At 29.5% G+C, this 25,234-nt stretch carries 22 protein-coding genes and 1 pseudogene; 17 read left to right on the forward strand and 6 right to left on the reverse strand.

Annotated elements, in window-relative coordinates; all coding sequences use genetic code 11:
• Positions 1–7: 7 nt before the first annotated feature.
• Genes dnaJ through ABXT58_RS07370 form a run of 3 tightly spaced genes read right to left on the reverse strand, consistent with a single transcriptional unit; the run spans position 8 to position 3,830 of the window.
• On the reverse strand, positions 8–1,129 hold the full coding sequence (gene dnaJ / locus ABXT58_RS07360; RefSeq protein ID WP_415304003.1) for a molecular chaperone DnaJ: 1,122 nt from the start codon (positions 1,127–1,129) through the stop codon (positions 8–10).
• Positions 1,130–1,161: 32 nt separating this feature from the next.
• Positions 1,162–3,135, reverse strand: coding sequence for a molecular chaperone DnaK (dnaK, locus tag ABXT58_RS07365; protein ID WP_415304004.1), 1,974 nt, complete (start codon positions 3,133–3,135; stop codon positions 1,162–1,164).
• A 59-nt stretch (positions 3,136–3,194) separates the two neighbouring features.
• Complete coding sequence (locus tag ABXT58_RS07370) at positions 3,195–3,830, reverse strand: nucleotide exchange factor GrpE (RefSeq protein ID WP_415304005.1); 636 nt, start codon at positions 3,828–3,830, stop codon at positions 3,195–3,197.
• A 36-nt stretch (positions 3,831–3,866) separates the two neighbouring features.
• Here ABXT58_RS07370 and rdgB point away from each other — a divergent pair, with 36 nt between their 5' ends.
• Positions 3,867–4,469 (forward strand): RdgB/HAM1 family non-canonical purine NTP pyrophosphatase, encoded by a 603-nt coding sequence (gene rdgB, locus ABXT58_RS07375; RefSeq protein WP_415304006.1) that lies wholly within the window; start codon positions 3,867–3,869, stop codon positions 4,467–4,469.
• Here rdgB and ABXT58_RS07380 read toward each other — a convergent pair.
• Positions 4,453–5,604, reverse strand: a complete 1,152-nt coding sequence (locus tag ABXT58_RS07380) for an ABC transporter substrate-binding protein (protein ID WP_415304007.1) — start codon at positions 5,602–5,604, stop codon at positions 4,453–4,455. The two genes, rdgB and ABXT58_RS07380, sit on opposite strands and share 17 nt — an antisense overlap.
• Before the next feature lie 32 nt (positions 5,605–5,636).
• Between ABXT58_RS07380 and rsmI the strand changes: the two genes are divergently transcribed.
• Positions 5,637–6,500: a 16S rRNA (cytidine(1402)-2'-O)-methyltransferase gene (gene rsmI, locus ABXT58_RS07385; RefSeq protein WP_415304008.1), complete on the forward strand. Its 864-nt coding sequence runs from the start codon at positions 5,637–5,639 to the stop codon at positions 6,498–6,500.
• Positions 6,490–7,083: a BON domain-containing protein gene (locus ABXT58_RS07390; RefSeq protein ID WP_415304009.1), complete on the forward strand. Its 594-nt coding sequence runs from the start codon at positions 6,490–6,492 to the stop codon at positions 7,081–7,083. Before rsmI ends, ABXT58_RS07390 begins: the two co-directional genes overlap by 11 nt.
• Here ABXT58_RS07390 and ABXT58_RS07395 read toward each other — a convergent pair.
• Positions 7,080–9,369, reverse strand: a pseudogene (locus ABXT58_RS07395) (NADP-dependent malic enzyme). The gene ABXT58_RS07390 and the pseudogene ABXT58_RS07395 sit on opposite strands and share 4 nt — an antisense overlap.
• 50 nt (positions 9,370–9,419) lie before the next feature.
• Here ABXT58_RS07395 and murJ point away from each other — a divergent pair.
• From murJ to ABXT58_RS07415, 4 genes are read left to right on the forward strand one after another with little or no spacing between them, the layout of a single operon-like run.
• Positions 9,420–10,946 carry a murein biosynthesis integral membrane protein MurJ gene (murJ, locus tag ABXT58_RS07400; protein ID WP_415304010.1) on the forward strand — a complete coding sequence of 509 codons (1,527 nt, stop codon included), beginning with the start codon at positions 9,420–9,422 and terminating at the stop codon, positions 10,944–10,946.
• A 1-nt stretch (position 10,947) separates the two neighbouring features.
• Entirely contained in the window at positions 10,948–11,949 is a 1,002-nt protein-coding gene (trpS, locus tag ABXT58_RS07405) for a tryptophan--tRNA ligase (RefSeq protein WP_415304011.1), read from the forward strand.
• A gap of 51 nt (positions 11,950–12,000) precedes the next feature.
• Positions 12,001–12,543: a NifU family protein gene (locus ABXT58_RS07410; RefSeq protein ID WP_415304012.1), complete on the forward strand. Its 543-nt coding sequence runs from the start codon at positions 12,001–12,003 to the stop codon at positions 12,541–12,543.
• A 2-nt stretch (positions 12,544–12,545) separates the two neighbouring features.
• Positions 12,546–13,661: a glucosaminidase domain-containing protein gene (locus ABXT58_RS07415; RefSeq protein ID WP_415304013.1), complete on the forward strand. Its 1,116-nt coding sequence runs from the start codon at positions 12,546–12,548 to the stop codon at positions 13,659–13,661.
• On the opposite strand, the gene ABXT58_RS07420 is transcribed toward ABXT58_RS07415, so the two are convergent.
• The gene (locus ABXT58_RS07420; protein ID WP_415304014.1) at positions 13,658–14,659 is read right to left on the reverse strand and encodes a polysaccharide deacetylase family protein; all 1,002 of its coding nucleotides are present in this window, start codon (positions 14,657–14,659) and stop codon (positions 13,658–13,660) included. The two genes, ABXT58_RS07415 and ABXT58_RS07420, sit on opposite strands and share 4 nt — an antisense overlap.
• A gap of 7 nt (positions 14,660–14,666) precedes the next feature.
• On the opposite strand from ABXT58_RS07420, the gene ABXT58_RS07425 reads away from it, so the two are divergent.
• The 10 genes from ABXT58_RS07425 (at position 14,667) to rbfA (ending at position 25,228) form a co-directional block, all read left to right on the forward strand.
• Positions 14,667–15,053, forward strand: a complete 387-nt coding sequence (locus ABXT58_RS07425) for a peptidase M22 (RefSeq protein WP_415304015.1) — start codon at positions 14,667–14,669, stop codon at positions 15,051–15,053.
• 8 nt (positions 15,054–15,061) lie between these two features.
• Complete coding sequence (locus ABXT58_RS07430; protein WP_415304016.1) at positions 15,062–15,472, forward strand: Fur family transcriptional regulator; 411 nt, start codon at positions 15,062–15,064, stop codon at positions 15,470–15,472.
• Positions 15,473–15,476: 4 nt separating this feature from the next.
• Positions 15,477–16,817, forward strand: coding sequence for a tRNA (N6-isopentenyl adenosine(37)-C2)-methylthiotransferase MiaB (miaB, locus tag ABXT58_RS07435; RefSeq protein WP_415304017.1), 1,341 nt, complete (start codon positions 15,477–15,479; stop codon positions 16,815–16,817).
• A 3-nt stretch (positions 16,818–16,820) separates the two neighbouring features.
• Positions 16,821–17,822 (forward strand): PhoH family protein, encoded by a 1,002-nt coding sequence (locus tag ABXT58_RS07440; RefSeq protein ID WP_415304018.1) that lies wholly within the window; start codon positions 16,821–16,823, stop codon positions 17,820–17,822.
• Entirely contained in the window at positions 17,815–18,285 is a 471-nt protein-coding gene (ybeY, locus tag ABXT58_RS07445; RefSeq protein ID WP_415304019.1) for an rRNA maturation RNase YbeY, read from the forward strand. Before ABXT58_RS07440 ends, ybeY begins: the two co-directional genes overlap by 8 nt.
• The gene (gene lnt / locus ABXT58_RS07450; RefSeq protein WP_415304020.1) at positions 18,269–19,822 is read left to right on the forward strand and encodes an apolipoprotein N-acyltransferase; all 1,554 of its coding nucleotides are present in this window, start codon (positions 18,269–18,271) and stop codon (positions 19,820–19,822) included. Before ybeY ends, lnt begins: the two co-directional genes overlap by 17 nt.
• Positions 19,815–20,984 (forward strand): methionine adenosyltransferase, encoded by a 1,170-nt coding sequence (metK, locus tag ABXT58_RS07455; RefSeq protein WP_415304021.1) that lies wholly within the window; start codon positions 19,815–19,817, stop codon positions 20,982–20,984. The genes lnt and metK overlap by 8 nt, the downstream gene beginning before the upstream one ends.
• A gap of 98 nt (positions 20,985–21,082) precedes the next feature.
• Positions 21,083–22,636, forward strand: a complete 1,554-nt coding sequence (gene nusA / locus ABXT58_RS07460; protein WP_415304022.1) for a transcription termination factor NusA — start codon at positions 21,083–21,085, stop codon at positions 22,634–22,636.
• A gap of 10 nt (positions 22,637–22,646) precedes the next feature.
• Positions 22,647–24,860 (forward strand): translation initiation factor IF-2, encoded by a 2,214-nt coding sequence (gene infB, locus ABXT58_RS07465; protein ID WP_415304023.1) that lies wholly within the window; start codon positions 22,647–22,649, stop codon positions 24,858–24,860.
• A complete protein-coding gene (gene rbfA, locus ABXT58_RS07470) occupies positions 24,860–25,228 on the forward strand; it encodes a 30S ribosome-binding factor RbfA (RefSeq protein WP_415304024.1) in 369 nt (122 codons plus the stop codon). The genes infB and rbfA overlap by 1 nt, the downstream gene beginning before the upstream one ends.
• Positions 25,229–25,234 lie beyond the last annotated feature (6 nt).

Consider the following 25,234-nt stretch of genomic DNA (forward strand, 5'->3'; position numbering starts at 1 on the left):
TAGTCTTTTAGTTTTTCCAAAAATTTTTAGCTTTTTGGAAGAATTTTTTAATACTTGGGTTTGATTTTTCATTCTCAATTTCTCTAAATTTTTCAAGCAGTTCTTTTTGTTCTTTATTCAATGAAATAGGAACTTCTGTATTTACCTGAACATAAAGGTCACCATTTCCACTGCCACGTATATAAGGCATTCCTTTACCTTTTAGTCTAAATTGTTTTCCATTCTGAGTTCCATCTGGTATTTTAATTTTTGCTCTTCCACCGTCAATTGTTGGTATCTCAATTGTAGTGCCAAGCGCTGCATCAGCTATAGAAATTGGGAATTCAAAAAATAAATTTTCGTCTGATCTTTTAAAAAGATCATGAGAGTGAACGTTAATGAATAAATACAAATCTCCACTAGCTCCACCTTTGGTACCAGCCTCACCTTTACCCGCTAACCTTATTCGTGTTCCGTCATCAACACCTTTGGGTATGGTTACAGATATCTTTTTTGATGCTTGTTTATTACCCTGACCACTACAGTCAGTACATGGATTGGTAATTTCTTCCCCAGTTCCCTGACATTGAGGACATGTTTGTTGAACGGTAAAAAACCCCTGATTAGACCTTACTTTGCCATTTCCACCACAAACTGTACATCTACCTGGAGAGTGACCGGGCTTTGAGCCATTTCCTTTGCAGGTGTTACATTTTTCTGTTGTTGAAAATTTTATATCTTGTTTTTTTCCTTCATATGCCTCTTCTAGAGTAATGGATAAATCATATCTTAAGTCAGAGCCCCTGTTATTTGTGCTCCTTCCTCTTGATCTTCCGCCACCACCAAAATCACCAAAAAAATCTTCAAAAATATCTGAAAAATCAGCTCCTCCAAAACCGCCACTTTGTCTTCCACCTCCACCACCTTCAAAGGCAGCATGGCCGAAATTATCATAGTTTTGTTTTTTCTCTGCATCAGAAAGAATACCGTATGCCTCACCTGCTTCTTTGAATTTATCTTCAGAAGCTTTATCACCAGGGTTTTTATCGGGATGGTGTTTTACTGCTAACTTTCTATATGCTGATTTTAATTCTTCAGCACTTGCACTTTTACTAACACCTAAAACGTCATAAAAATCTCTTTTAGCCATAAGTTACTCTAAGATGATAGTTGTTTTAAGTCTTAAGCGCTTTTTTCTTTATCTTCTTTTTTATCCTCTTTTACTTCTTCTTCTTTATCCTCTTGTATCTCTTCTTCTTTTACTTCCTCAAAGTCCGCATCAACTACATTGTCGTCTTTTTTTCCTTCACCATTTTTATCAGCATCTTTAGATGAATCTGGTTTCTTTTCTTGAGATTTATAAATAGCTTCACCTAATTTCATAGAAGCTTGAACCAAAGTTTCTGTTTTTTTCTTAATATCCTCAATATCAGTCCCTTTAATTACTTCCTTTAAAGCAGATGAGGCTTCTTCTATTGCTTTTTTGTCTGCATCTGAAACTTTAGCACCATGTTCTTTTAGATTTTTTTCAGTTGAATGAATTAAAGTATCTGCTTGATTTCTTGCATCTACTGACTCTCTTTTCTTTTTATCCTCATCTTTGTTTGCTTCTGCATCTTTAACCATTTTTTCAATTTCTTCGTCACTTAAACCGCCTGAAGCTTGGATTTGGATTTTTTGTTCTTTTCCAGTTCCTTTATCTTTTGCAGAAACACTAACAATTCCATTTGCATCAATATCAAAGGTTACTTCGATTTGAGGTATTCCTCTTGCAGCTGGTGCAATACCTACTAGTTCAAAATTTCCTAACATTTTATTATCAGATGCCATTTCTCTTTCACCTTGTAAAACTCTTATTGATACAGCAGGCTGATTATCATCTGCTGTAGAAAAAACTTGGCTTTTTTTTGTAGGAATTGTTGTATTTTTTTCAATTAATTTTGTTGAAACTCCACCAAGCGTTTCAATTCCAAGTGATAGAGGTGTTACATCTAAAAGCAAAACATCTTTAACATCTCCTTGAAGTACACCAGCTTGAATTGCAGCACCCATTGCAACAACTTCATCTGGGTTTACACTTTTATTAGGCTCCTTCCCAAAAAAGTTTTTAACTTCTGCTAAAACTCTTGGCATTCTCGTCATACCACCAACCATTACAACTTCATCAATTTCATTTGCATTAAGGCCTGCATCCTTAAGTGCAGTTTTACAAGGTGGTAACGTTCTTGAAATTAAGTCTTCAACCAAAGCTTCTAATTTTGCTCTAGTCATTTTTAGATTAATATGTTTTGGACCTGTTTTATCTGCAGTTATAAATGGTAAATTAACATCTGTTTGTTCAGCAGAAGAAAGTTCAATTTTTGCTTTTTCAGCAGCTTCCTTTAATCTTTGAAGAGCTAACTTGTCAGTTCTTAAATCTATACCATTATCTTTTTTAAATTCTCCAATTAAATAATCAACAATTGTATTGTCAAAATCCTCACCGCCTAAAAATGTATCACCATTAGTCGATTTGACTTCAAATACACCATCGCCCAATTCAAGAATGGATACATCAAAAGTTCCACCACCTAAATCGTATACGGCAATTTTTTTATTTTCTTTCTTCTTATCCAAACCATATGCTAGAGAAGCTGCAGTAGGTTCGTTTATAATTCTTAAAACTTCTAATCCTGCAATTTTACCCGCATCTTTTGTTGCTTGTCTTTGAGCGTCATTAAAATAAGCAGGAACAGTTATTACTGCTTTAGTTACTTCTTGTCCTAAATATTTTTCAGCTGTTTCTTTCATTTTTATCAGAATAAATGCTGATATTTGTGAAGGGGAATATTTTTCACCTTTTGCTTCAATCCAAGCATCACCTTTTTCTGAATTAACTATTTTAAAAGGAGCTGCTGCAATATCTTTTTTTACAGTCGGGTCTTCAAAATTTCTTCCAATTAATCTTTTTACAGCAAATATAGTATTTTCAGGATTAGTTACTGCTTGTCTCTTTGCAGGTTGTCCGACAAGTTTTTCTCCATCATCAGTAAAAGCAACAACTGAAGGAGTTGTTCTTGCACCTTCTGCATTTTCTAAAACTTTGGGCTGACTACCCTCCATGATAGATACACATGAATTTGTTGTTCCTAAATCTATTCCTATAATTTTGCTCATAATTTAAATCCTACCCTTCATATAAGTGTTAATTTTTAATCTACAAGTTCTGACAAACATTATAAATTGTCTGAATTTTCTTTATTTTCCTTACTTTTTTCTTCTTTATTTTCAGTTTTTTTTGAAACACTCACTAGAGAAGGTCTAAGTAATCTATCTTTCATCATGAAGCCTTTTTGAATTTCTTGAATAATTGTGCCAGGTTCTTTTTGATCATCATTAATCTCCATCATTGCTTGATGAAAATTTGGATCAAGTTTTTTACCAATTGAATCCAAAGGAGTAATCCCATTTTTTGATAAAATAGAAACCATATCTTTATTTATAATATCAAAATGTTCTAAAGTTTTTTTTAAAGCCTCTGAGTTTTTTAAGGCCTCATCATTTTCCAATATCTGTTTTGATCTTTCCAAATTATCTATTAAATTTAAGGTTTCTTTTGCAAAAGTAAAACCTCCATAATTAAAAGCATCCTCTCTTTCTTTTTCAAACCTTCTTCTCTGGTTTTCCATTTCAGCAAAAGCTCTAGCTAATTTGTCTTCTAGTTCTAAAATTTTTTCCTCGGGAGCAATCTCTTTTGGTAGTTCGTTGCTTTCCGAAGCATCAGATTGAGGATTATTATCTAATTCATCTGCTTTAATTTCTTCAGCATCATTATTTTGAGTCTCAGGATTAGTGTTTTGATCTTTTTCCATTGAGACTTATATGGTATGAAATTTGATAATTGCTAGATGTTAAAGAAAAAAATTACAAAAATATTAGTAGGCACAAATAATCCTGGAAAATTGAAGGAAATTAAAGATTTATTGCCTAAAAACCTGAAAATTTACTCTACATCGGATTTTAAAATTAAAAGTCCCCTTGAAAATGGAAAAACTTTTGAGGAAAATTCTTTAATTAAAGCTAGATATTTCTCTAAAAAATCTAAATTGATTTGTTTATCAGATGATTCAGGGCTGGAGGTTAATGCTTTAGATGGAAATCCTGGCATATACTCGGCCAGATGGGGTGGAAAAAAAGGTGATTTTACTAAAGCAATGAGGAGAGTTTTTAAAGAACTAGATAGAAAAAACAAAAATTGGAAAAACAAAAAAATTAAAGCTAGATTTATTTGTGCTCTAACTATTTATGGATCTGGCCAAAAAACTATAAGTTCAGTTGGAATAATCGAAGGACATATTTCACCTTATATGAAAGGAAAAAATGGATTTGGTTATGATCCAATTTTTATACCTAAAGGAAAAAAAATTACTTTTGGAGAAATGAAACCTTCGGAAAAATATAAGATAGATCATCGGTATAAAGCGTTTAAAAAAATTAAAAAATTTTTTTAAACGCACCATTTTCAACTTTATAAAAATTAAGAATATGGTTAATTTTATTATTTTTTATTTCAAAAATTCCAACTTTTCCTTTAAATAAATTTTTTTTTGTAAAAATCTTTTCATCAACAATAGAATTATTTTGAATTATTAAATAATAAACTAGTCCAACTAAATCAAAACTCAAGAAAGATAATTGATTTGGATATTGATTAAATTTTTCAAAATATTCTGCTGAAAAATCTTCATAATTACTTTTATTTATAGAAGGAAAATAAAGCGGCTGTGCACTAGCTTCTTCTAGTAGAGAGCTATCAAACCATTGATTAAGAGTTATAAAATATTTTTTTTTAGGTAATATATCAGTATATAATAAAGAGGTTGTAACACTTTTTAAACTTTCATTAAAATCTGCAATTATTATAGAGTCAAATTTTACACCACCAAGAGTGTCTCTTTTTTTTAATCTTTCAATTAATTTTTCTTTGCTCTTTTGATTTGATTTTTCTAACCTAAATATTTCATCTTCAAGGTTCTGCTTTCTTATATCGTAGCGTGTAATTTTCTCAATTTGTTGAGTAAGTTTAGTTGGATTAGTGTCATAAATATAATTTTCTAATATTTTAATTTTAGAATTTAATATAGCTTTTTCGATTTCATTTTTATAATTTACATCTGGAGTTAAAAAAATTGTTTTTTTTATTTCATTTAACTCTAGAAATTTCTTAATAGTTTTTAATTGTGAGGTAGCATTGATGCCAGCATTAATAATATTCTTTGAAAAATTATTATTTTTGTTTGTTAGTGATAAAAAAGTAACCCCAGTTAATTCATCAAGATAAGTTAAATTTTCATTAAAAACTGGGCCAATAATTATTTTTATATCTAATTTAGCTAATTCTTTTGCTGCTTTTAAGGTGCTTTTGGGATTAGATTTAGTGTCTTTAGGAATAATTTCAATTGATGGGTTATTTATTTTATTAATAGCTAGCCTTGTAGACTTAATTATAGATTGACCAATCTCAGAATTTTTACCTGTTAATGGAATAAGCAAGCCAATCTTAATTTTTTCATTAGCAATGGTTTTTCCCATCGATATTGAAAAAGTTAAAATTAAAAGTAATATAATTTTAATAATTTTCTTCATTTTAATGTTATTATTATATCGGTTATATTCTGATGATTCTACACACTGAAAATAAAAATAATAAAGTGAAAAGTGGCCTTTATATTGTTGCCACTCCAATTGGAAATCTAAGTGATATTACTTTAAGAGCCTTAGATGTCTTAAAAAAATCAGATTATATACTATGTGAAGATACCCGGACTTCAAAAAATTTATTAGACAGGTATGAAATTAAATCAAAGCTAATTTCAAATCATAAATTTAATGAAAAAAAAAATCTATCAAAAATAATAAATATTTTAAAATCAGATTGTGTTATGTCACTAATTTCTGATGCTGGAACTCCTTCAGTTTCTGACCCTGGAGCAATATTGATTAATGAGTGTGTTGCGAATAGCATTGAAGTTTTTCCAATATCTGGAGCATCAGCAGTTTCGACCGCTGTATCCATTAGTGGCTTTAATGAAAAATATTTTTTCTATGGATTTTTTCCTGAAAAAAATAACAAGTTAAAAGAAGACTTTGAAAAACTGACAAACTTAAATAGTTGTATTGTTTTTTTCATCTCTCCGCGAAAATTTAATAAATCTGTAAAAGATATTAAGCATTATTTTTCAGGTAGAAAAATTTTAATATGCAGAGAAATGACAAAATTTTACGAAGAATACATTAGATCAGATATCAATGACTTAGAGCCTTTTAAATCTGATCCAAAAGGAGAGTTAACAATTGTTATTTCTGAAAAGCTTAAGGAAAAAAACTCTTCGATAATTTTAAGAGAATCTGATAAAAAAAACATTCAAAAAATGATTAAAAAATTAAGCATTAAAGATATTACTGATTTAATCAGTCAAAATACCAATGTGCCAAAAAAAGAAATTTATAATTATTGTTTAAAACTAAAAAATGAAAAGTAGAATTTTTTTAATAAGTTTAATTTTTTTAATCTTCACAGGATGTGTTGGAATAAGCTCAAAAGGTATTTTTGGAACAGGTGTCAGCATTGCTTTTGACCCAAGATCTTTAGGTACTCAGATCGACGATTCCGTGATGCAAAAAAACTTGACAGCAAGATTGGCACTAAGAGATAAGAACTACCTGCTATCTTTAAGTACAAAAGTTTTAGATGGTAGGATTTTTTTAACAGGAAAAGTTAATGATCCAGAGGAAAAACTTCAAATCACTAAATTAGCATGGGAAACTAAAGGAGTTCGATCTGTTAAAAATGATATTAAATTAAAAGAAGATTTTAATTTTAAACAGTCAGCAAAAGATTTACTAATAACCTCTCAATTACGTACTGCCTTAATATTTAATAAAAAAATTAAAGCAACAAATTATCAAATAGATACGTATAAGAAAAAAATATTTATTTATGGAATTTCTCTAACAGAAGATGAAAGAAAAGAAGTAATAACTGAAGCGAAAGAGATACTTGATGTTGAGGATGTCATAGCCAGTATAGTTTTGGTTGAAGACTTAAGAATTCAAAAGAATTAATTCTTTTTATAATCAATCACGTCAGCAGAGTAGGCAGCAACAGAGGCTAAATTTATTATCTCTGATGAAGAAGATCTTAAAGGTGCTATTTCAATCGGCTGACCCAAACCAATTAAGAGGGGTCCAATCACCTTTGTATCACCTAAGCTTTTCATCATTTTATATGAAATAGCTGCACTGTGTTGTCCAGGCATTATTAAAATATTTGCATTTCCAACAATACTTGAAAAGGGATAAAGTTCTTTATATTCCACATTGAGAGCAACATCTGGTTGCATATCTCCATCAAAATCAAAATCTACATTTTTATTTTTTAAAATTTCAACTGCTTTTTTTATATGTTTAGTTCTACTTGTAAGAGGTTGGCCAAAAGTTGAATGAGAAACAAAAGCAACTTTTGGAACAAAGCCAAATAGTTTAACCACTCTTGCGGCTGATATGGCAATTTCTGCAAGCTCTTCTGAACTTGGGTATTCGTTAACACTAGTATCACCTACAAAAATAGTTTTTCCTTTTGCAACAACCATATTTAAGCCAAACATGATCTCCCCTGGTCTTGCATCTATTACTTGTGTAACTTTATCTAAAGATGCACCAAATCTTCTGGTATTCCCAGTAACGGCACCATCTGCATCACCGCAAGCAACCATGCAAGACGCCCATACAACCCTATCATTTCTAACTAGTCTATCGCAGTCTCTTTCTAAAAGTCCTTGCTCTCTTTGCATCTTTTTAAACAGAAAATTAACGTACTTTTCTCTTTTTTCAGAAGTCTTGAGAATTTATTATTTCGATATCAAAATCTTCATTATAACCAATTTCTTTTATTCTTTCTCTAATCTTTTCTTTTTTACCAACTAAAATTGGAATACCTAGCCTAGAGTTTTTAAATGCAATTGCAGCTTTAAGAGTATTTTCATCTTCTCCATCTGCAAAGACAATTTTCTTTTGATTTTTTTTAATATGAGAATTAATACCTTGCATTATGGTAACTGAAGGATCTAGTCTTTGTTTAAGCTGATCTTTATAAACTTCAAAATCTTTTATACTTTTTTTTGCAACACCACTATCCATTGCAGCTTTTGCAACGGCGGCAGGAATTACACTAATTAATCTTGGATCAAAAGTGGATGGAATTATATAATCTTTGCCATATTTAGGACGATCACCACCCATTGCAGCAGCAACTTCATCAGGAACATCTTCTCTCGCTAATTTTGCTATTGCATTAGCAGCAGCTACTTTCATTTCTTCATTAATTGTAGTGGCTCTTACATCTAAAGCTCCTCTGAAGATGTACGGAAAACCAATTAAGTTGTTTACTTGATTGGGGTAATCAGATCTTCCAGTTGCTATAATAGCGTCATCTCTAACTTCCATTATTTCTTCAGGAGTTATTTCTGGATCTGGATTAGCGCAAGCAAAAATTATAGGGTTTTTTGCCATAGTTTTTACCAGTTCTTTTTTTAAAGCTCCTTTTGCAGACAAACCTAAAAATACATCAGCTCCCTTGATGGCTTCTTCTAAAGTTCTATTTTTTGTTTCAATTGCATGAGCAGATTTCCATTGATCCATACCTTCTGCTCTTCCCCTATAAATTACTCCTTTACGGTCGAGCATGGTTACATTTCCATTGGGTACACCACTATTCTTAAACAAGTTTGTACAGGCTATTGCAGAAGCACCAGCCCCATTAACAACAACCTTAATATCTTTTATTGATTTTCCACTTATATCTAAAGCATTAAGTAATGCAGCAGTGGTTATTATTGCTGTACCATGTTGATCATCGTGAAAAACTGGGATGTCTAAAATTTCTTTTAATTTTTCCTCAATAATAAAACAATCAGGAGCGGCTATATCTTCTAAGTTAATCCCTCCAAAGCTACATGCAAAATTTTTAACACTATTAATAATTTCGTCTGCATCCTGTGAATCAATTTCTAAATCTATAGAATCTATATCTGCAAACCTTTTGAATAAAACTGCCTTCCCTTCCATGACAGGTTTTGAAGCTAATGCACCTAAGTTGCCCATACCTAAAATGGCAGAGCCATTACTTATTACTGCAACTAGATTTCCTTTGGAGGTGTAATCGTAGGCTGTTTCTGGATTATTATAAATAGCCTGAACAGGAACAGCTACACCTGGAGAATAAGCTAATGCTAAATCTCTTTTAGTTGTCATTGGTTTTGAAGAATTTATCTCAATTTTACCAGGTTTATTCTGGGTGTGGAACTCCAAAGCTTCTTTATCAGTATAATGATCTATTTTAGTTTTTTTCATTTATGTTAATTAGGTATACAAATGGAGCTAATTTATGGCTAATATGATTTATGAACCTCATTAAGTCAACAGGCACATTTAGTTTTTTTACAATAATAAGTAGATTGTTAGGCTATGTAAGAGACATATTGATAGCTGTGTTTCTTGGTACAGGTCCTTTGGCGGATGCTTTCTTTGTTGCTTTTAGAATCCCAAGCACATTTAGAAGGTTATTTTCAGAAGGAACATTTAATGCTGCATTTGTACCTAGCTATTCATCACTTTTAGATAATAAAAAAAAGTCACAAAAATTTGCAAGTAATATTTTTAATTTACTTATTATGGGGCTATTTTTTTTAGTTCTTATCATTGAGGTAATGATGCCATTATTTGTCTTTTTGATAGCACCAGGATTTGAGGGAGATTCACAAAAAATGGAATTGGCTATAACTCTGACAAGAATTACTTTTCCTTTTTTATTATTTATAAGCTTAGCATCTTTTTTTTCTGCAATTTTAAACACACACAATAAATTTGCTATAGCATCCGCGATACCTATTATCTTAAACATTCTTTTAATTGGAGTGCTATTATTTGGAACAGTTTTAAATGATGAATTGGTGTATTACCTATGTTATGCAGTGACAGCCTCAGGTGTTTTGCAGTTTATTTTTTTATATTTTTTTGTAAAAAAATATTTTTCTCCTAAAATAAATTTGTCATTTAAAATTGATAATAAAGTTAAAATATTTTTTAGAAAATTGCTTCCTAGCATTTTTTCTTCTGGTGTTACTCAAATAAATATTTTGATAGGAACTATCATAGCATCGTTTCAAGCCAGTGCAGTTTCCTACCTTTATTATGCAGATAGAGTTTATCAAATAAACCTGGCTATTGCTGGGATTGCAATTGGTACCGTTATTTTACCCCAATTGTCTAAATATGTTAAAAATAAAGGGGAAGAAAAAATAAATTTGATTCAAAACAAGGCTTTAGAGCTAAGCTTGTTTTTAAGTATTCCAGCAGCAACGGCATTACTTATTGCATCAGAAGAAATTATTTCTTCTTTATTCGGATATGGTTCATATGACGAATTAAGTGTTAAAAACTCGGCAAAAGCTTTATTTTATTTTGCAATCGGATTACCAGCATTTTCTCTTATTAAAGTTTTTTCAGCTTTTTTTTTCGCACGTCATGACACAAAAATACCTTTTTATATTTCCTTAATATCTGTTTTGTTGAATATTTTTATTAGTGTTATCTTTTTTAAGGAAATTGGGTTCTTAATTATACCAATAGCAACCACAATATCATCCTGGTTTAATGCCGTTTTACTATTTATTTTTTTAAAAACAAAAAATCTATTCAGTTTTAATTTAGTTTTTATAGATAGGTTTTTTAAAATTTTAGTATCCTCAGTTTTAATGGGGGTATTTTTTAATTATGTGATTTATTTTTTTAACGACAAGCTCATCTATCAAGCAAGCTTCAAAGCTATTTATCTAGTTGGAGCAGTTATATTGGGATTAATATTTTATCTTTTGATTGCAATTTTAATCAAGGCTTTTAAAAGAAGTGATATTAATTTAAACTATTAATATGAGTAAAAAAATTTTTTCAGGAGTTCAACCAACAGGAAATCTTCATTTAGGAAATTATCTTGGTGCAATTAAGAATTTTGTAGAGCTACAACACAACAAAGAAAATCAATGTATTTTTTGTGTTGTAGATCTTCATGCTATAACAGTGAAACAAGACCCTAAAGAATTAAAAAAAAATATAAGAGAAACTGCAGCTACATTTATTGCATGTGGGATTGATCCAAATAATAGTATAATTTTCAATCAATCAATGGTTTCAGCCCATTCAGAGGCAGCGTGGATTTTAAGTTGTGTTTCAAGAATAGGCTGGCTTAATAGGATGACACAATTTAAAGAAAAAGCCGGAAAAGATAAAGAAAAAGCCAGTATTGGTCTTTATTCCTACCCAGTTTTAATGGCCGCAGATATTTTACTCTATGACGCAACCCATGTTCCAGTTGGAGATGATCAAAAGCAACATTTAGAACTCTGTAGAGATATTGCACAAAAATTTAATAACGATTTTAATGCAGTAGATTTTTTAAAAGTGCCGGAGCCCTTGATACAAAAACAATTTTCTAGAATAATGAGTCTTAAAGATGGACTTAAAAAAATGAGCAAATCAGACCCTTCAGACTTAAGTAGAATTAATCTTATGGATAATAAAGAAGAAGTTTTGAATAAAATAAAAAAAGCGAAAACAGACCCACTAACATTACCCGAAGATGTCAAAGACTTAGCTAAAAGACCAGAAGCAGAAAATTTACTGGGAATTTATTCAAGTTTAAAAAAACAGAATTTAGAAAGTTCTATAAGTGAATTTAATGGAAAAAATTTTTCTGAATTTAAAGAAAAATTATCAGAAGTTTTAATAGAAAAAATTGAGCCAATTTCAAAAGAAATTAAAAAGCTATTAGAAGATGAAAAATACTTAGATACAATTTTATTAGAAGGATCTGATAAAGCAGACAAAATTGCTTCAAAAAAAATCAAAGAAATTAAAGAATTGGTAGGTTTTTAACTAAATATATTAATTAGTTTAAATTTCAAAATTTACCCTTATATATAAACCATGTTTGTTCAAACTGAAGTAACGCCAAACCCAAATTCACTTAAGTTTTTACCGGGAAAAAATGTATCTAACTGTGGCTCTTTTGAAATAACAAAAAAAGAAGACACAGACAGTGAACTAGTAAGAAATCTTTTATCTATCAATGGAGTAACAGGAGTGTTTTTAGGTGCAGATTTTTTATCTATTAATAAAAAAGAAGATATAATTTGGGATGATATTAAACACATAGTTATTTCTCTGATTAATGACTTTTATGCAACAGGAAAAGAATTTGTTATTACAAATGAATTATTTGAAGAAAAAGAAAAATTTTTCAATGAAATTGAAAAAAAAATTATAAGTATTCTAGAGACAAAAATTAGACCAGCGGTTGCTAAAGATGGTGGTGATATAAAATTTAAAGAATTTAAAGATGGAATTGTTAAAGTAGAATTACAGGGAAGTTGCTCTGGATGCCCAAGTTCAACTATGACACTTAAACAGGGAGTTCAAAATCTTTTGTGCCATTATTTACCTGAGGTAAAAGAGGTTGTCGCAATATAATTATGAAAAGAAATAATTTTTCATTTTTTGAAATAAAAAAATATTTAAACAAAAAAGACTTTATAATAAGCAAAAAAAAAAATAATCAGAAAGAAAGTAATATTGGAAACATATCCAGAACCTTTTTGGCTAGTTTGTTGATAATGTCTTTTTTTTCTATTAGTCCAATAGTTGTTGATTTTGTAAAAAATAGGACAATTGCTTCTAAAGATTTTGAGAACAATTCAAAAAGTAGTTTAAAAAAATTATTAGAAAAAAAAGATATTGAATCAGACAAAGTCATAAATCAAAATTTTTTGTTTGAAGATATATTAATATTTGATGAGAAACCCACTGACTTAGTAAGATTAAGTGCAGCAACAATTGAAGAGTTATTTAAATCAACTAATTATAGCTTGGAAGATGTAAGAAAAAATAAATTAGTTAAACCAATTTCACTAACACTACTGCCAAATGAAATTAAAAAAATAGAAAATACAAAAAAAAGAAAAGACTTTTTTATTCAAATTATTTTACCATTAGTAATTAAAGAAAATAATAATATTAGATTGGATAGAAAAAAACTTTTTGATATTTTAAATAAAAGCAAGAATACTAAAGCTGAAAAAGTTTGGCTAAATTCAAAATTCAAACAATATGGAGTAGTAAATAAAGATTTATCAACATTAAAAATTAGAATGGATGAAATTCCAGCCTCTATGGCTATTGCACAAGCAGCAAAAGAAACGGGTTGGGGCACATCAAGGTTTGCACAAGAAGGTAATGCACTTTTTGGGCAATGGACCTGGTCCGGTGAGGGAATAAAACCCTCAGAAGCCGATGATGACAGCACACATAAAGTAATGAAATTTAAAGTATTGCAAGCTTCAGTCAGAGCGTATCAAAGAAACTTGAATACTCACTCTTCTTATAAAAATTTTAGAGGTGCCAGAGCTGAATTGAGAGAAGAGAAAAAAAAGCTAGACAGTATAATTCTTTCTGAACACTTAGATAAATATGCAGAAACTGGGAAAGAATATGTCAGAGTTTTACAGCAAATAATAAAACAAAATAATTTAACAGATTTTGATGATGCAAAGTTATTACCTTCAAGTATCAATCTGGAGAGTCTAATTTAACTTTGTCTAACAGAGAACTGGATTCCAAACCATCTCCATACTCCATCATCATTAAGTGAACAATTAATTCTTCCTCTTCTAAAATTAAATTTCTCTCTAAAATTTAAATTTAATACATTTTGATTAAAATTAATATTAGATTTCTGCCATTTATTTCCTTCATCAGAAAAACAATTAATATTATTTATATTTTTTTGTTCATCAAAAAATTCTACTAGAAATTTTGGAGGATTGTTATTATTTGTTAAATATTTATCTACTGGATATAAAAATTTATATTGTAACGGATTAAGGTTGATTAAAAATTCAAATCTTTTTAGATCACCATACTTTTCGTTAATTGGAAACCTTGGTAGTTCATGGCGATCTTTATTAATATCAATTACACCAGAGTGTTGACCAAAAGAAAACTTAAAATTTTTAGAAATATATTTTTTTATAAGTGCACTATATTCACCAAATGGGTAAGAAAAAAAAATAGGATTATATCCCAGCTTCTCTTTAAAAATTAAAGATGAGGTATCAATATCTTCTATAAAGTTTTCATTATTTAGATCTACCAAATATTTATGTGAATGAGAATGATTGCCTATATATACATTGGTTTCTTTCTCTAATTCTTCTATTTGATCCCAAGTCATATATCCATTTTTCCCAACAGCTTCGGTTGAAACAAAAAGAATAAATGGAATTTCTTCTTTTTTTAAATAAGGCCATGCAATCTCATAAAATGAAGAGAACGCATCATCTATGGTGATAAGTATTTTCTTTTCCATTTTTGTAATATGAAAATTTTTTTCTAGGTTCTTAGGGTTATAAAAATTATATTTTAAATTTTTGATTATTTTTATTTGTTTCTTGAAAATATCCATTTGTATATTGGTTGAGGGGTATTTATTCTCGTCAAACCTATGATACATTAATGAAAGAATACCCTTATCATCAGAATAATATTGGATATTCTTTTCTTCTGCTTTAGAGTTAGAGTTAAATAACAATATTATAATGAATAACTTAATAGTAGATGCCGCTAAAGATAAAATTTTTTTAACATTCATTGTTAGTAAAAATATTTATACTTGTAGTCATGAAAATAGTAAAATTAATTTTGAAAAATTGATGATTTTAATTAATGAATTTTTAGAAAATAACAAAAGTACTTTAAGTGATATAGATGCTATTTATGTTAATAGAGGCCCAGGAAGTTTTGCAGGGATTAGAAATTCACTATCAACGATTAAAGCTTTATTTTTAACAAAAAAAATTGACTACTATTGCTTTAGTTTTGAGGATTTTAGGGAATCTGAGACTGTTAAATATGTAGATGTGCCGCAACTATGTAAACAATATAAAATCAAAAAGAATTTGATTAATCCTATTTATTTAAGTTAAAATTAACTATGTCAGAAAATATTGAACAAAAATGTTTAGCAAAAGGAGTTAAGCTCACGGAGCAAAGAAAAATTATTGCTAAAATTATGTCAGAGTCCAATGATCATCCGGATGTAGACGAGCTTTATAATAGGGTTTCAAAAATTGACTTAAAAATTAGCATTGCAACGGTCTATAGAACGGTAAAATTATTTGAAGAATTTGGAATTTTAGCAAAGCATGAATTTAAAGGAGGAAAGGCAAGATACGAAGAATTAAATGAAGGTCATCACGACCATTTAATAGATGTTAAGTCGGGAGAGATCATAGAGTTTGTTGATGAGGAAATAGAAAAGTTACAAGAAAAAATTGCAGATAAGCATGGTTATCGTTTAGTGGATCATAAATTAGAATTATATGGAGTTAAAAAAAAACCTTAACTAAATGTTAAAAAAAATTTTTATTAAAACCTTTGGCTGTCAAATGAATGAATACGATTCTAATCGTATATTTGATACAGTAAAAAAAATAGGTTTTGAGAAAACAGATAATTATGAGGATGCAAATTGTTATCTTTTAAATACATGTCATATAAGAGATAAGGCAAAAGAAAAAGTTTATCATGAAATTGGAAGAGTAAAAAAAATTTTTAGATCTAAAAAGAAGCCTATTGTGATTGTAGCCGGATGTGTTGCGCAAGCAGAAAATCAGGAGATGCTAAAGAGGGAGCCATATATTGATATAGTTATGGGACCGCAGTCATACCATAAAATTAACGACACTATAAAAAAGCATATTAACAATAAGAAAAAAGAAGAAGAAACAGAGTTTGATACAATTTCAAAATTTAATTATTTAAATAAAATTAAAAATAGAAATAGCAAGGTATCTTCTTTTTTAACAATCCAAGAAGGATGTGATAAATTTTGTCATTTTTGTGTTGTTCCATATACGCGAGGACCAGAATACTCTCGACCATTTGATCAGATCATAAAAGAGGCTAAAGAGATAGTCCAAGGTGGTGCTAAAGAAATTATTCTTTTGGGGCAAAATGTTAACGCATATAGTTATAAAGATGAAAATAAAGAATTTAGATTATCTGATTTATTATTAGAAATAGAAAGCTTTAAAGAGTTGGAGAGAATTAGATATACCACATCTCACCCTAAAGATATGACTGACGACTTAATAAATTTTTATAAAAAATCAACTAAATTAATGCCTTTAGTCCATCTACCAGTGCAGAGTGGATCAAACAAAATTTTAAAACTTATGAATAGAAAGCATACTATTGAAGAATATTTAATAATTTATGAAAAATTAAAAAAAATTAATTCTAATATAGAGTTTTCGAGTGATTTTATTATTGGATATCCAGAAGAAAGTGATGATGATTTTAAACATACAATTGAGTTAATTGAAAAAATAAAATTTACCAACTCTTATTCTTTTATTTTTAGTCCAAGACCAGGCACTGTTGCTGCTGATCTTGAGCTAGTTAATAAAAAAAAATCAAAAGAAAGATTAGAAATAATTCAAAAAAAATTATTTGAAAATCAAATAAACAAAAACAAATCCTTAGAGGGCAAGATTCTTAATGTTTTAGTAGAAAATAAAATGAAAGACGGAGTTAAATTATTTGGGAGAACAGAATATATGACATCTGTAATTTTTGATGGCAACGCTAATTGTATAGGAAGAGTTGTTCAGATAGAAATAACCAGTAGCAATCAAAATAGTTTGTTTGGTAAGTTAAAAGAAAATTATAAACAGAAAGTGGCCTAAAAGTTGAACAACACAGCTTCAAAAAAAATTAATTCTACTTTAAAATTTGTCTATTCTGACAATAATTCTTTGAGTGTTATATTCCAAGACAATGATTTGTTAATGGGTGTGGTTGGAGAATTTAATGAAAATCTAAAAGAACTAGAAAAAATTACTAATACAAATCTATATTCGAGAGGTAATTCAATTTTGATAAAATCAACACCAGAACAAAATGAAATCACAAAAAATGCTATTCAATTTTTAGCCAACCAGTTTATAAATAATGGTAGTATAGAAAAAAAAGATATAATCTCTTCAATAGACAAGTTTATGATCGAAGAAAAAATAAAAAATAAAAATGTTTCAGATATAATTAAAACTCCTAAAAAATCAGTTATTCCAAGATCAGAAAAACAAAAAGATTATGTCCGAGCTTTAAGACAAAGTGATATTGTTATATCGACTGGTCCTGCGGGAACGGGTAAAACATTTTTAGCAGTTGCGGTTGGCCTAACTTTGCTACTTGATAAGAAGATAGAAAGAATCATCTTATCAAGGCCGGCAGTAGAAGCGGGTGAAAGATTAGGTTTTTTACCAGGGGATATGAAAGAAAAAGTAGACCCTTATTTAAGACCATTATATGATTCCCTTTATGATCTTTTTGACTTTGAAAAAATTCAAAGGATGATTGAAATTGGTGATATTGAAATAGCACCTTTGGCATTTATGAGGGGTAGGACTTTAAAAAACTCTTTTGCGATTTTAGATGAGGCACAAAATGCAACGGATACGCAGATTAAAATGTTCTTAACACGTATTGGGGAAAATTCTAAAATTGTTATAAATGGGGATCCATCTCAAATTGACTTACCTCACAAGAACATGTCTGGATTAAATAGGTCTAAAAAGTTACTAGGTCACCTAAATGAAATTTCAGTAGTAGATTTTGATCATTCCGATGTAGTTAGACATCCACTAGTCTCAAAGATTGTAAAAGCTTATTCAGATCAAGAAAATGATTAGCATTGATGTGGTTTCTGAGAGTAGTCTTTGGAGTAAAAGAATTAAAAAACCTGATATTTTTTTTAATTCTTTGGTGAAAATTTTTCCCAAAAAATACAGGTTTATTAAAAAAAAAGTAAGCTTAACAATTTTACTCTCAAACAATAAAAATATTAAAAGATTGAATAAAAAATTTAGAAATAAAAATAAATCAACAGATGTTTTATCTTTTCCTTCTGAAAAAAAACTTAATATAAAAAAATCACCCTATATTGGAGACATTGTTGTTAGTTACGAGTTTATCAATAAACCAAAAACCTTAAGTACCCTAGAGTTTAGGAGAAAAGTAACCAAGATTTTTATTCACGGTTTTCTACATTTATTAGGTTATGACCATATTAAATTAAAAGATTTTAAAAAAATGTTAATTGAAGAAGAAAAAATTTATAACACTATAGAAATAAAGATTGTCAAACTTGCTTAAAAAAAAAGTAATAAATTTATTTTACATCATATTATTAGGAGCAATAACCTCTTATAGCTTACCACCATACAATTATTTTATAATTAATTTTATCACTTTTTCTTTATTCTTTATTATTATTTTTAATAAAAAAAAAAGAATATCTAATAATAAATCTTTTTTTCAATATGGGTGGTGTTTTGGATTTGGGTATTTTGTATCCAATCTATATTGGATAGCCATTTCATTAACCTTTGATCAGAGTTTTAAGTTTTTTATCCCAGTTGCTATAATTTTATTACCAGCCTTTTTGGCTATATTTTATGGTTTAGTGACATACTTGTTTGCAGTCCTTTATTCAAAAAATGTGGTTAGTTCTTTTTTTATTTTTTCAATTTTATTTGGTACAATTGAATTTATTAGAGGCTCTATACTCACAGGCTTTCCTTGGAATTTAATCTCATTTAGTTTCTCAAACAGCACTTATTTTATTCAAATTCTTTCTATTATTGGAACTTACTCCTTTAATTTAATTTGCATTTCTTTATTTACTGCCCCTGCCTTATTTTTCTTAAAAAAATCTAGAAATGAAATTGTGGTTTGTTTTTTCTTTATTTTTATATCTGCTGGTTTTTTAATATTTGGCAACATAAAAAGTAATAATTTTAATTCTTTAGAGAGTGTAAAAAACTCTTACAAAATTAAAGCAATATCACCAAACATTAGTCTAGATAGATTTTATTCAAAGCAAGATGAGTTAAAAATAATTAATGAACTTATAGAACTAAGTGCCCCAACAAAAATAGGAGCTACAATTTATTTATGGCCAGAAGGAATCATTCCTGACAGCTACTTAAGAGACATGAGTGTTTATAAAAAATTATTCTTAAGTAGTTTTGGAGAGGACGATTTAATTATTATGGGCCTAAATAGTATCGAGAAAAAAAATGATAAAAATTTATTTTTTAACTCAATGGCTATATTCAATAATAAACTAGATCTCATCATAAATTATAATAAAGTTAAATTGGTACCATTTGGAGAGTTTACCCCCTTTGAGAATATTCTTAACTTAATAGGTTTTAAAACAGTAACAAATAATTATCAATCCTTCTCTAGTGGAGAAACTAGGATTCCACTTAATATAAAAAATAGTAAAATTGATTTAAATTTACTTCCTTTAATTTGTTACGAAATAATTTATTCAGGTAAATTATCTGAAGATAATAATTTTGATTATATAATTAATATTTCAGAAGATGGTTGGTTTGGAAATTCTATAGGCCCTAAACAGCACTTTTCACACAATATATTTAGATCTATCGAAAGTGGTAAATATATAATTAGGTCTGCAAATAATGGGATTTCTGCCATTATTAATCCCATAGGAATTGTAGAACAAGAAGTAGAATTTGGATTAAGAGGATATGTGGAATTATCGGAGAGTAAACAAGTTAAATCTACACTTTTTATGCAGTATGGAAATAAAATATTTTTGTTATTAATTTTAATATATATTTTTTTAATTTTTTCATTTAATAAGCTTAAGCATGAGTAATTTAAAAAATTTTTTATTCACTAGTGAGTCAGTTTCAGAGGGACATCCCGACAAAGTATCAGATAGAATTTCAGATATGGTAGTAGATAGCTATCTTGCTAGAGATCCTTTTTCTAGAGTTGCATGTGAAACATTAACCACAACAAACAAGGTTGTTCTTGCTGGAGAAGTAAGAGGTCCAGAGATCAAAGAAGAAGATCTTATTCAAAAAGTTAGAGATTGCATCAAAGATATTGGTTATGATCAAGAAGGTTTTACATGGAGAGAAGCGACAAAGATAGAAAGTCATCTTCATTCACAATCCGTAGATATAGCTATGGGTGTAGACTCTTTGGGCAAAAAAGATGAAGGAGCTGGAGATCAAGGAATAATGTTTGGGTATGCATGTAACGAAACAGAGGATTTAATGCCGGCGCCTATTCATTATTCGCATAAAATTTTAAGACTTATGGCAGAAGATAGAAAGTCTGGAATATTAAAAAATATAGAACCAGATTCAAAAAGCCAAGTTACTTTTGAATATATTGATGGAAAACCATCCAAAGTTAAATCAGTTGTTATATCTTCTCAACACTCAGCAGATATAAATCAAGCAAAAGTAAGAGAATTATTAACACCATATATGTTAAAATCAATTCCAGAAAAATTTTTAAAGGATTTTGATGAAAAAGAATTTTATGTAAATCCAACTGGAAACTTTGTGATAGGTGGGCCAGATGGTGACTGTGGTTTAACAGGTAGAAAAATTATTGTTGATACTTATGGTGGAGCAGCGCCTCATGGTGGTGGAGCTTTTTCTGGCAAGGATCCAACTAAGGTAGATAGATCAGCGGCTTATGCAGCAAGATATATTGCAAAAAATATTGTAGCCTCTAATATTTCTGAAAAATGCTTAATTCAATTAGCTTATGCAATTGGAGTCTCTAAACCTTTATCAATTTATGTAGATTTATTTGATAATGACTTGGAAAAAAATAAATTTGTTTCTGATAAAATTTCAAAAAATTTTGATTTAAGCCCAAGAGGGATAAGAGAAATGTTAGGACTAAATAAACCAATTTATGAAAAAACAGCAGCTTATGGACACTTTGGGAGAATGCCTGAGGAAGATGGGTCATTTTCTTGGGAAAAGACTGATAAAAAGGGTGTTTTTTCTAAATAGTTCTTATTGAATTAAAATTTTTTCTTTATATATTGCCCTTACATTATTGAAATTGCAGAATGGGCTTCAGCCCATTTTTTTTGGAGCTAATAAAAAATATGTTAAATAGAAGGTCTGATAAACTCGAATTACTAAGAATAGCTGAGGCAGTAGCTTTAGAAAAATCTATAGATAAAGAATTAATTATTGATTCCATGGAAACAGGAATTGCAAAAGCTGCTAAATCTAAATTTGGACAGGATAATGAAATTAAAGTTTTAATAAATAGAGAAAATGGCGAAATTGGAATTTTTAGAAAATTAATAGTTGTAGAAAAACCAGAAAATATAAATACAGAAATTAACCTTCAAGATGCAGTAATCTTAAATGAAGAAAACAAAGATAAAAAAGTTGGTGATGAAATTTTACAACCATTACCTTCTTTCGATTTTGGTCGAATAGCAGCACAAACTGCCAAACAAGTTATTAGTTTTAATGTAAGAGAGGCAGAACGTGAAAGACAATATAATGATTTTATAGATAAAAAAGATTCAATTCTAAGCGGTATTGTTAAGCGTTTAGAATTTGGAAATGTAATAGTCGATTTAGGAAGAGCCGAAGCAATTATTCAAAAAAATGAAATGATCCCTAGAGAAAATATTAAAGCTGGTGATAGAATTAAAGCTTATTGTTACGATGTAAAGAGAGAACCTAGGGGGCAACAAATATTTTTATCAAGAGCTCATCCAAAATTTATGGAAAAATTATTTGTTCAAGAAGTTCCAGAAATTTATGATGGTTTAATTGAAATTAAATCATCAGCAAGAGACCCAGGAAGTAGAGCAAAAATCTGTGTTAAAGCAGTTGATACCTCATTAGATCCAGTAGGAGCTTGTGTTGGTATGAGAGGATCAAGAGTTCAAGCAGTAGTTAACGAACTGCAAGGAGAAAAAATTGATATTGTTAATTGGTCTGAAGATCCAGCAATAGTAGTTTCAAATGCATTATCACCAGCAGAAGTTCAAAGAGTAAATGTTGATAGTGTTGCAAAAAAATTAGACGTAATTTTAACTGAAGAAAATTTAAGTAAAGCGATTGGTCGTAGGGGTCAAAATGTTAGATTGGCCACAAAGTTATTAAATTATGAAATTAACATAATGACTGATGCAGAGGATTCTGAAAGAAGACAGTTAGAGTTTAAAGAAAAAACTGAAAATTTTGTTAAAAATTTAGAATTAGATGAAACCTTAGGGCAATTGCTTGTTGCGGAAGGTTTTTCTTCAATTTCGGACATTAAAGATAGTACACCGGAAAATTTAATGAAAATTGAAGGTATAGAAGAAGATACTGCTAAAGCGTTGATAGAGAGAGCAAAAGATTTTTACTTAAAAGATCAGGAAGATATTACAAAAAGAATTAAAGATTTGGGACTGCAAGATGACCTTATAAATCATAAAGGCTTAACACCAGGCATGTTAGTTACTCTTGGAGAACAAAAAATTTTAAAATTAGAAGATTTTGCAGATCTTGCATCTGACGAATTAACGGGTGGTTACGATATTGTTAAAGGTGAAAGAATTAAAATTCAAGGTTATCTTGAAGATTTTGCTTTATCAAAAACTGAAGCAGATGAGTTAATTATGTCTGCAAGAAGTATAATTTATAAAGATTGAGTAATGAAATATGGACAACAAAAAAACAAAATTAACACTTTCTGGCATAGCCAAGAAATCAATAGAAAATATAGAGTTAGCAAAGACACAAAGTAAAAACTCAGTTGTAATTGAAAAAAAACCAAGCAAGTTTGCACCGAGAGGTAACTTTGGCAGACCCACTAGTGTAAGATCAAAACCAGCAGTAAGTCCTGAGGGAAGTTTTACCCCAAGAACTACTTCAGCACCTAAACCATCTTCACCAATTACGAACGACTATGAAAAACGTAAATTAGCGGAACAAAGAGCAACTAGAAGGTTAAAAGGTGATGCAGGAGATAAAGGAAAGCCTGATACAAAAAAAAGAGAATTAAAACTGACTGTTTCAAGAGCCTTAAGCGATGAGATTGAAGCAAGATCAAGAAGTATGGCTTCACTTAAAAGAGCAAAATTAAAAGAGAATAGAGAACTTACTAAAGAAGAGATTCAAGAAAGCTTAAAACCAATAAAAAGAGACGTAAATATTCCTGAGGCAATTACTGTTAGAGAGCTATCTAATAGAATGGCCGAACAATCTAACAATGTTATAAAACATTTATTTGGAATGGGAGTAACGGTTACTATCAACCAAACACTAGCAGCAGATACTGCGGAGTATTTAGTAAAAGAATTTGGTCACAACCCTATAAGAGAAACAAAAGCTGAAGAAATTATTCAAAAAATTAAAGAATCTAGATCTGAAAATTTAAAAAATAGACCCCCAATAGTAACTGTAATGGGTCATGTCGATCATGGCAAAACTTCAGTGCTAGATGTTTTAAGAAGCGCAAATGTGGTGCTTGGAGAATTTGGTGGAATAACTCAACATATTGGAGCTTATCAAATAGAACATGAATCAAATAAAATAACTTTTATAGACACACCAGGTCACGCAGCCTTCACAGAAATGAGAGCCCGAGGATCAAAACTAACAGACGTTGTGGTATTAGTTGTTGCAGCAGATGATGGTGTAAAGCCTCAAACAATTGAATCTATAAAACACGCAAAAGCTGCAAATGTTCCAATAGTTGTTGCAATAAATAAGTGTGATTTACCAGAGGCAGATCCACAAAAAATTAAAAATCAGCTTTTAGAATATGAACTTATTGCAGAAGATTTATCAGGAGATACTTTGATGGTTGAAATTTCTGCGAAAACAAAAAAAAATTTAGATAAATTGGTAGAGGCAGTTGTATTACAAGCTGAAATTTTAGATCTTAAAACTGATTATGAATCTAAAGCAACAGGAATTGTTTTAGAATCAAAAATTGATGTAGGTAGAGGAGCTGTAGCAACTGTTGTGGTGACCTCAGGAACAATTAAAAAAAGTGATTTTTTTGTTAGTGGATTAAAATGGGGAAAAGTAAGAGCCTTAATTAATGATAAAGGAAAAAACATTAATGAAGCACCCCCATCAACACCTGTTGAGATTTTAGGAATTAATGGAGCAGCTAAATCTGGAGATGATTTTATTGTGTTAGATTCTGAAAAAGAAGCCAAGACATTAAGTGAAAATAGAGCAGATGAAACTAAAACAGGAGGAAGCCCCTTAACATTCGCAACTCAAGATTCTGCTTTTGCAGATAAATCTGCTTCAGAATTGAATATTATTGTAAAATCAGATGTGCATGGATCGGCTGAAGCAATTAAAAGTGCAATTAATCAAATTACACATGATGAAGTTAAAACTAAAATTATATTATCAGATATTGGAATGGTAACAGAAACTGATGTAACTTTAGCAAAAGCATCTAATGCTACTCTAATTGCATTTAACGTTAAACCAAGCAAAGAAGCAAAAAAATTAGCAGAAAAGGAAAAAATTAAAATTTCTTCTTATAATATTATTTATGAAGTTTTGGATTATATTAAATTGAGAATGTCGGGACTTCTAGCTCCAGATATTCAAGAAACAATTAATGGCACAGCTCAAATTCTAGAAATATTCAAAGTTTCAGGAACAGGAAAAGTTGCGGGCTCTAAAGTAACTGAAGGAGAAATAGTTAGCGGTGCGAATGCCAGGTTAATTAGAGATGGAGCAATCATCTATACTGGTAAGATTAGTACAATTTTCAGAGAAAAAGATCAGGCTAAACAGGTTAGTAATGGTCAAGAATGTGGAATAACACTTAAAGACTTTGTTGATTTTCAAAAAAACGATACAATAGAGGTTTATAGTACGACTTCCACTGAGAGAACAGTATAATGGTTGATAAAACAGGAAAACCCGTATCACAAAGACAATTACGTGTTGGAGAGATGATTAAGCAATCTTTAGGTATGATTTTTGCTAGAAATGAAGCTAAAGTGCCGAATTTAGAAACTAACACAGTTACAGTTACAGAAGTAAAAATGAGTCAAGACCTTAAAATTGCAAAAGCGTATGTATTACCTCTAGGAGGAAAAGATACAGAAAAAGTTATTAAAAAATTAAGAGAGTACTCTTTTTTAATTAGAAAAGTTTTATCTAAAAAAGTATTTATGAAATACATACCAAAGATACTTTTTGCTAAAGATGACTCTTTTGAATACGCAGAAAAAATAGAAAACTTAATAAAACAAACAAACAAATAGGAAAGT

The sequence above is a fragment of the Candidatus Pelagibacter sp. Uisw_090 genome (genome assembly GCF_047717845.1).
Taxonomy (GTDB): Bacteria; Pseudomonadota; Alphaproteobacteria; order Pelagibacterales; family Pelagibacteraceae; genus Pelagibacter.